At 50.3% G+C, this 7,487-nt stretch carries 4 protein-coding genes and 2 pseudogenes; 3 read left to right on the top strand and 3 right to left on the bottom strand.

Going from position 1 to position 7,487, the window contains the following annotated elements:
* Nucleotides 1-415: 415 nt before the first annotated feature.
* Nucleotides 416-1,422: pseudogene (locus tag SLH47_RS25845) on the bottom strand (IS110 family transposase).
* A gap of 108 nt (nt 1,423-1,530) precedes the next feature.
* A pseudogene (locus SLH47_RS25840) lies at nt 1,531-2,261 on the bottom strand (IS5 family transposase); the annotation flags it as partial.
* A 243-nt stretch (nt 2,262-2,504) separates the two neighbouring features.
* Between SLH47_RS25840 and SLH47_RS25835 the strand changes: the two are divergent.
* Entirely contained in the window at nt 2,505-3,302 is a 798-nt protein-coding gene (locus SLH47_RS25835; protein ID WP_320243976.1) for a hypothetical protein, read from the top strand.
* Nucleotides 3,303-3,521: 219 nt separating this feature from the next.
* On the opposite strand, the gene SLH47_RS25830 is transcribed toward SLH47_RS25835, so the two are convergent.
* On the bottom strand, nt 3,522-4,391 hold the full coding sequence (locus SLH47_RS25830; protein WP_320243978.1) for a LysR family transcriptional regulator: 870 nt from the start codon (nt 4,389-4,391) through the stop codon (nt 3,522-3,524).
* Nucleotides 4,392-5,464: 1,073 nt separating this feature from the next.
* Between SLH47_RS25830 and SLH47_RS25825 the strand changes: the two genes are divergently transcribed.
* Together SLH47_RS25825 and SLH47_RS25820 are read left to right on the top strand one after the other, a co-directional pair.
* Nucleotides 5,465-6,355 (top strand): LysR family transcriptional regulator, encoded by an 891-nt coding sequence (locus SLH47_RS25825; protein WP_320243975.1) that lies wholly within the window; start codon nt 5,465-5,467, stop codon nt 6,353-6,355.
* A gap of 233 nt (nt 6,356-6,588) precedes the next feature.
* Entirely contained in the window at nt 6,589-7,110 is a 522-nt protein-coding gene (locus SLH47_RS25820; RefSeq protein WP_320243973.1) for a hypothetical protein, read from the top strand.
* Nucleotides 7,111-7,487 lie beyond the last annotated feature (377 nt).

Raw genomic sequence — 7,487 nt, 5'->3', positions numbered from 1 at the left:
TGCCTATGCCACCGGGCTCAGCAATGCGGGCGACACCAGCGCCCTCAGCGCAAATGCAGGGCTGAAAGTGGTGTTCTAGAATCGCCATGCCACGTCCGAGATCAGGTTGCTTCCCAAGCTCTCAAAAATCGCATCCTGTTGGAAAACTAAATCCTGCTTGGCGACTTCGAAGTACAGCGATTGCATCACCCCAAGAATGCGGCGTAATCGACTAAGCCGGGTGAGATTCTTCGATTCGTGGTCAGCGCGGGGGCTGCCAACATGATACTGGTTCGATGTAATTCCGATGTGCCCATCTCACAGGCGTGCTTGACGGATGGCAGCGACTGTCCTGACTTCAGCATCATCGGAACCACGTCCCTGCGGGACCTCGACAGCCTGCGATCAGGCAGGCAACGGGTGACGTAGCGACCGGTCAGGCAAGGTTCGCTGCGGCATCCGATTGGAAGTTTGTGCCATCTATCCAAATCCGATGGAGGATGACAGCGATGCGGCATGCGAGGGCGACCATCGCGATTTTGCGACCACGCCGCTGCGAGAGCTGGGCTCCCCACTTTCTCAGCCATGTCGGTCGGCCACGGTTCATCATAAGGGTTGCTGCTTAGCACAGTGCGCGCCTCAGATTGACCTCACCAGCTTTGGTGATGCCGCTTGACACGTCCCGTTCACCGGACTGGTTGCGTGAGGGTGTCAAGCCAACCCGGGGGCCAACCCTCTTTGAAGATCGAAAGCGTGCCGGATCATCGACAGCTGCGCGAAAGGTCAGTGCGACGACGGCGCCGATCCCCGGCATTGTCATCAAACGGTGGCACACTGGATCGTCCTGAGCGGGCTGACGCACCTGTTTCTCAAGGGCTGCCAGTTCCTGTCGCAACGATGCTCTTGAGCGAAGCATTGGTGCTGTCGCGGTTTCCAGCATTGTGTTACCTTCTGCCAGCCCCTGAATGCGTGCCTCGAACCTACCGTGCGAGATCACACCGACCTTGAGGCCGAAGTTCCGCAGCAGACCTCTCAGCGACATCTCCGGAGCGATCATGTTTTGCTGAATGGCTTTCCGAGCACCGAGTAGAGCACGAGTTTCTTGCGCTGACATGGATTTACAGTGCACCGGTCGAAACCAGCCAAGATGTAGAGGGCGAGCGATCCCTTCCGTATCGCGCCAGTTCGTCTTAATTGGCATCGCCTTTAGCGCGCCTTCACTTGGCGGGTTTCCATGAGCACTGTACCAAGGCCAGCCTCGGTCAGCCCTCGGTGCAGCCATTGCGACAGTGGCCCAGCCTCCCGACCAATCGCCGCGATGCAGCTACCCAGATCGTCCAGCCAGCGTGCTAGACCCGCGGGTTCGCTCTCAACTTCCCCCTCTTTGAGCACGCAGATCGAGGATTTCACAAGCGATACATCCAATCCAATAAACAACTTCATCCCGTCGTCCTCCATGTGGGTTCAATACGGGAATGGCGCCAACTCAACGCTGTTCTGACAATTGGCAACGGCGGTGCGTGACGCAGGCCCCGTTACAGCATCTCGTGACCAGTAGATGACGGTGGCTGCAAGGGCGATGGCAGAGAGGAAGACCTTCGGACAGCGGTCGTATCGGGTTTCGACATGCCGCGAGTCTTTGAACCTATCGAACATGATCTCAATGCGATTGCGCGTTTGTACCGGCGCTTTTCATACTTGACGGTCTTCTTAGGTTGCTGACGACCAGGGTGCAGGGCCGTATCTCCTTGTCTTTTAATGTTTCTCTGAACCAGTCGGCGTCGTAGGCACGGTCTCCGAGCAGCCAATCAACATCCGGAAAGTCGCTCAGCAAGGCGCGCGCGCCGATGTAGTCGCTGACTTACCCGGCGGTTACAAACAGGTTCAGTGGACTGCCCTTGCTGTTGCAGACAGCATGCAGTTTCGTGTTCATGCCGCCTTTCCTGCGACCGATTAGGCGTCCACGTCCCCCTTTTTACCGCGAGACTGGATGCCGTGCGATGCGCTTTGAGATATGTGGTATCAATCATGATGGTTTTTTCTTCGCCGTGATCAGAGGCCTAACCCATCAACTTCTGTACTAAGATGCCCTTGTCGCTCCATCGCTTCCAGCGGCTATACAACGTCTTGTGCGGATCGTATTCCTTGGGCTCATCGAGCCAGCGTAAGCCATTGCGATTGACGAAGATAATCCCGCTCAACACACTCCGGTAATAGACGCGAGGCTCGCCGTGGGACTTCGGGAAGAAGGGCTCAAGTCGCGCCAACTGCGTATCCGTCAGCTAGAAAAGGTCAGACATGTTCACCGCTCAATTTTCGAAACATGGAGCATGCCGCCGAGCGAAAACTAATGGATCCTGACCCTAACACCCATATCATAGTTAAAATCTATATAATGATAGAAAATAAGAATTGGCGCTTCGGCGCGAAGTCGTGGGATGTAGCCTATATCCAATACTGCACGAAACACGTCATTTCATGAAGGCGTAGACCGGTCCGCCGGGGTAATAAATGGGCGAAATAAAATGAACTATGCCAACGACTGGGAGGGAGGTTCCGTACCTGTCTCATTGGCTCGCGGTGTTCAAACCTTGCCTTTGCTGCCAACGATTCTTGTTAGTGTTCTCGTTGGTATTTTGGGGGCGGCTATGGTGCTATCAGCGGGGTACGGGCTTATTGCAGCAATGAGTTGCTACGTTTTTCTTGGTGCGTCAGCTTCATTCCTGCTTCCCATCGCTTTTCGCAAGATTGAGGTCCTTAGGCGAGGGTCAGGTCTTGAGGAGTACAGGCAAAAATTGTCAAAAGAGGGCGCAGGTGTCGAATTGGAAGAACTAGATCAACACTTCTTAAGTGAATTGGAATGGCTAGATAGCAATACTGTTCTTGAATTGGCTGCCGGATCGTCGATCATGTTTGTCACAGGCGAAACAAAGGAAGCGCGAGACATACGAGACCTATTTAGGGAGGGGCTAGCTCATATTGTGAGAGAGACCCGAAGCCTTCAGGATGCGACGTCCATCATTCTTGATGCTCCGGAGCGCTGGAAACTGCTTTGCGTCGATGTCGATCCATTTGGTGGTGTCGTGGATCTCGATACTGCTGTAGAGCAGCTTCTTGCATTTCGTGATGCGGTTTCGAGCGTGCCTGTCATGCTTATGTCGCGTTCCTTCTCATTGGACCCCTTTCACCTGCCTCACAGACCGTCTATAGCAGACAGTAATCTGCGCATTCCGGCCTCAGATTGCCGCGTTCGGCGAGCGCTAAAAGACACCTACATAAACAATCATATTTGGCGAAGTTGTCTTGAGATAAGCCCCGTTTAAACGTCCAATCATAACGGGGATGTATGTATTGGTCTTTGGGTGTAGCGGCTGTAGTGCGGGAAAGCCCCCAGGGTCCAACCGAGGGCATAAAGCATTCGAGCAACAACCCGTGTCGAAATCGCTGATACAGATTCAATAGCAGAGCTGACGTACAGAAATCAAACCGTCTGATGGGCACTATTTAGTGGTGTTGATGAATCGCTGGAGAAACCACCAGCTTCATGAAGCCTTCATCAACTCCTGAACCAGGTCATGAACCTCGGGACGTGAAGGTTGAAAACGACAACGCAATGCGGCAACTTGGCGATCTAATTGGAAATCCTCAATTGATAAGCTAACCAGCCCACTCTCCTTTGGGACGGCCGTTTCTGGCAAAATCAAAAAACCTGCTCCGTTCCTTGCGAGCTCAAGCAACCAGTCGACATGATTTGAACAGTAAACAGGACAAAGCGTATAGCCGCGATCAGCACTGGCGGCACGTATTAATTCACGCATTTCGCAGTTGAGTCTATCCAGCATTTCATCGCCAGCTAGCATCTCTAGAGCAACCGTTTCATGTATGCTAAGGGGATGCTCAGCTGAAACGACGACGCAGTAGCGTTCCTCGTAAAGTGTATCAATCTGAAAGACTGCTCCAGCAGGTTGTGCGGCCGTCACTGCAATATCGAAATGACCTTCCCGAATACCCTTTAGCAATGCAGCATGGTTATCAACAATCAACTTAATCTCTACAGTTGGATTGTTCGCTCGATAACGCTCAATAGATTCCGCTATTTTGGATTGCCCAATGGTCTCACCAATACCAATTCCAATTGGTATACGCGCGGAACGCAGGTGGCGTGTTGCTTCTGCTTGGACTTGATGGGCCTGCTGTAGTGTTTCCTGCAGCGTTGGATATACGATCGTACCCAGTTGGGTCAGGCGGCATTCAGCTCCATCTCGCAAGAGCAGTGGTCCACCAAGCTCATGCTCGAGTTCCTCGATTGCTTTTGCGATTGAAGGTTTGGATACATTCATAGCTCGCGCCGCATGCGTGAAACTACGGTGTTCGCAAACTGAGAGAAAGAAACGGATGTGACTTATTTCCATGAACTGGCTGACCGCTGTTGTTGCGCACTGTGAGAACGATACAACTAAAAGCCGATTGGTCAACATCAATTGCCCCAACGTCATATGGCGTTTAGATCCATTTGCTAAAGCACAAAGTATGGCGAATTGAAGAATCGATTATCAGATTTTTGTTAACAATCAGAATGAGTATCAATCTCGGCAGATCTGATCAGTACGATTGTTATGAAAACCATGTCAAAGGAATCTTTTGGCGTTACTCGCGACTTCGTTGTACGTTCAATAAGTGTCGCAATGGCAGCCAAGCAAGTTTGACATTTCAAAGATGTGCAGTTGTACGGCAACGACTGCAACTTGCGAATGCTCTGGTCGGTGTGACTCCATCGTTGAGAAGGGGCAGGATGACAGAGTTGTTCTCTTGCTCAAGCGGAGCGACTCAATAAGCAGGTCTTTTCGCAGGCGGGTAGGAGCGTTAGATTCATCTATCTATGATTCTCGATTGGTACCAATGAGCGTCAAAATCAAGAAATACAGATCAGAAGAAACTATGTCGAAAAACAAGAAGACAAAAGGTAGCCAGAGCCAAGCAAGGCTGTCTCGGGTTAAAGTAATGCATCGCCCGACCCCTTTGTCCGATACACACCAACCTGGCACGCAATCTCGTCTCTGCCTGGCTCGAGGTGCTAAAAGATGACCACACGTGACCCTCTCAGTTGGACCCTAATTCAGTTACCGATGGTACCTTGTAAACTGAATTCATGTCAATTTCGATCTTCTTATCCGGAGTAATCGTCACTGACGTCGAACGCTCATGATTCATTTTAGGTCATTAGCCTAGCATTTTCCGCAAAGTTATCTCCGGTGCATCCCGGGAGCTAATGGTGGTCGGATATTGCGTGACGCGACGGGATAACTACGACAACCCAAGCTGCCGCGCCACGCTCAGCCTAAGGGGCCACTACATAATGGCCAAGTGGGGTCAAAACTCCAATACTACGTAACTATCAAAATATAGACGTTAACTATTTGTAAAGTATCGGTCCTATGTGCAAATCATTTACTGGTACTGCCAAGTAGAGAGCGCGCAGAATTCCATGGAAATGAATCAGATTCGGTATTTTTTAGCGGTTTATGAGCATCGAAACTTCACTCACGCGGCACAAGCTATGAATGTGTCTCAACCTTCCTTGACGACTGCCATCGGGAAGTTGGAGCAAAGATTGGGCGGTAAACTGTTTCTGCGCGATCGAGCTGGATGCAGCTTGACACCTTTAGGTACAGTCGTTCTTCCGTACCTAAAGGAGGTCTTGAAGCAGAGTCAAAAAGCGATGGTCGATGCCAAGCGTTATGTTCGCCTCGAAGGTATTCCCATTAGTATTGGTGTCAGTGAAGGCATTGGCCTGGTGAGAATTGCAGATGCAATAGCGCGGCATCAGCTTCGCGCACCAGAGATAAATTTCGAGATCATAGTCGACAAGCAACGTGCGTTGTTAAGCGGCCTTCGTGAAGGTCGCTTTGATATTGGCATAACAAATTCTGATGCCGCATCCGATCTTTATCAGGCGGAACCAATGTATAGTGAGAGCTACCGGGTCGTTGTCTCCGCAACGCATCCGCTCAGTCAAAGAAGAACGGTGGGCTTGGATGTGCTGGCGGGCAACGATATGTTGACGAAAGCTGACTGCGAAATGCGTGAAGCCTTGTTTGCTTTTTCTGCAGATCCCGGAAACACAATAAACTTCACCCATCGTTCCAACCGGACTGACTTGCTCTTGGAGTTGGTGCGATTGGGTAGGGGGTTCTTAGTATTACCGGAGACCGCAATCCCAAGGAGCAAGGAATTTGCTTCACTGACAATCGAGGGCGTTGACTTTGAGCGTCACGTGGTTGCGCTTCGGTATCTCCATCAGCCTACACGGCCTGAGGTTCGCGGGTTCACTCAAGAGCTTGCCAGAGATAAACCATTCGTGGAGCATTGGATGTGATTTTTCGTCAAGGACTACTCGCAGGGCTCAATTGACTGTTATCCGTTGCATTCAAAATAGTGAAGTATAGCCAAAAGCTATTTTTATATAGAAATTGGGAATTGGCACCTTAGTGAGATATCATCAAGTATATTCCATATCAAATATCACACGAATTGAGCCACACCATGAGGTGAAGGTGTCGATACAGGTGGTGTACTATATACGAAATCAGCAATTAGGGCTCAGATATCATGACGCGCGTCAGAAATTGGTCAGATAACCCCCTGCCTGTCACATTCCTCGATGATGAACGGGTTTTACCGTTGTTCCCAACGATCTTAGCCGGCGTTCTAGCTGGTGTTGGCGGGGCAGGAATAGCACTATCTGCTGGATATGGAATTGTTGTCGCAATGCTGTGCTATGTTTTTTGTGGTTTTGCAGTTTCCCTGTTGCTCCCTTTTGTCGTCTACAAGCTGACCGGCGGCACTGCGAATTCCGATGATGACGAGCCTGAACAGCCTTACTCAAATGATGTTGTAAGCGACGAGCTTGATGAATGGGATGAGTATTTTTTGAGTGAATTGGAATGGCTTGTTGATTGGGGTCAAAGCAATACTAATTTGGGAATAAACCGGAAGTCTTGGGTCATGTTTTTCCCGGATCAAACAAAGGAGGCATGCGACATGCGAAACTCAATCTTGAAGACAGGTTTTAGTATTAGATATTGCAAAGATTTCCGAGACGCGAAGCTGATCATTCTTGATGCTCCGTAATAATAGGCGTTGATGTGAAGCTTCTTCAGGTGTTTGGACCTGATGGTCTTTCCCTTCCAAAAAGGATCGTATCCTTAATCCGTGGGGTCAAACAGCAGGGCCATTTTGACAGACTAAAAGTATGCGAGCGGCAAGCCTCACCATAGCCGTTGTCTATTCAAATATAGGATTTGGGAATTTCCAAATGCGGTAAGCGGGTTCTAGTGTTTGGGTAGGAAACGAATGGTTCGCCCACCACATGCTCGATAAAAATATCGCAAATATCCGCAATAAATTCAGTATGTTACTTGCGTCTCGGATGAAGCTGCGGTATGATCAGCTCATCAGCTCATCAGCTCATCAGCTCATCAGCTCATCAGCTCATCAGCTCATCAGCT

The organism is Cognatiyoonia sp. IB215182, assembly GCF_033963905.1.
Taxonomy (GTDB): Bacteria; Pseudomonadota; Alphaproteobacteria; order Rhodobacterales; family Rhodobacteraceae; genus Yoonia.
The sequence above is the reverse complement of the archived record's forward strand: the minus strand, read 5'-3'. Positions and strand labels throughout refer to the sequence as shown.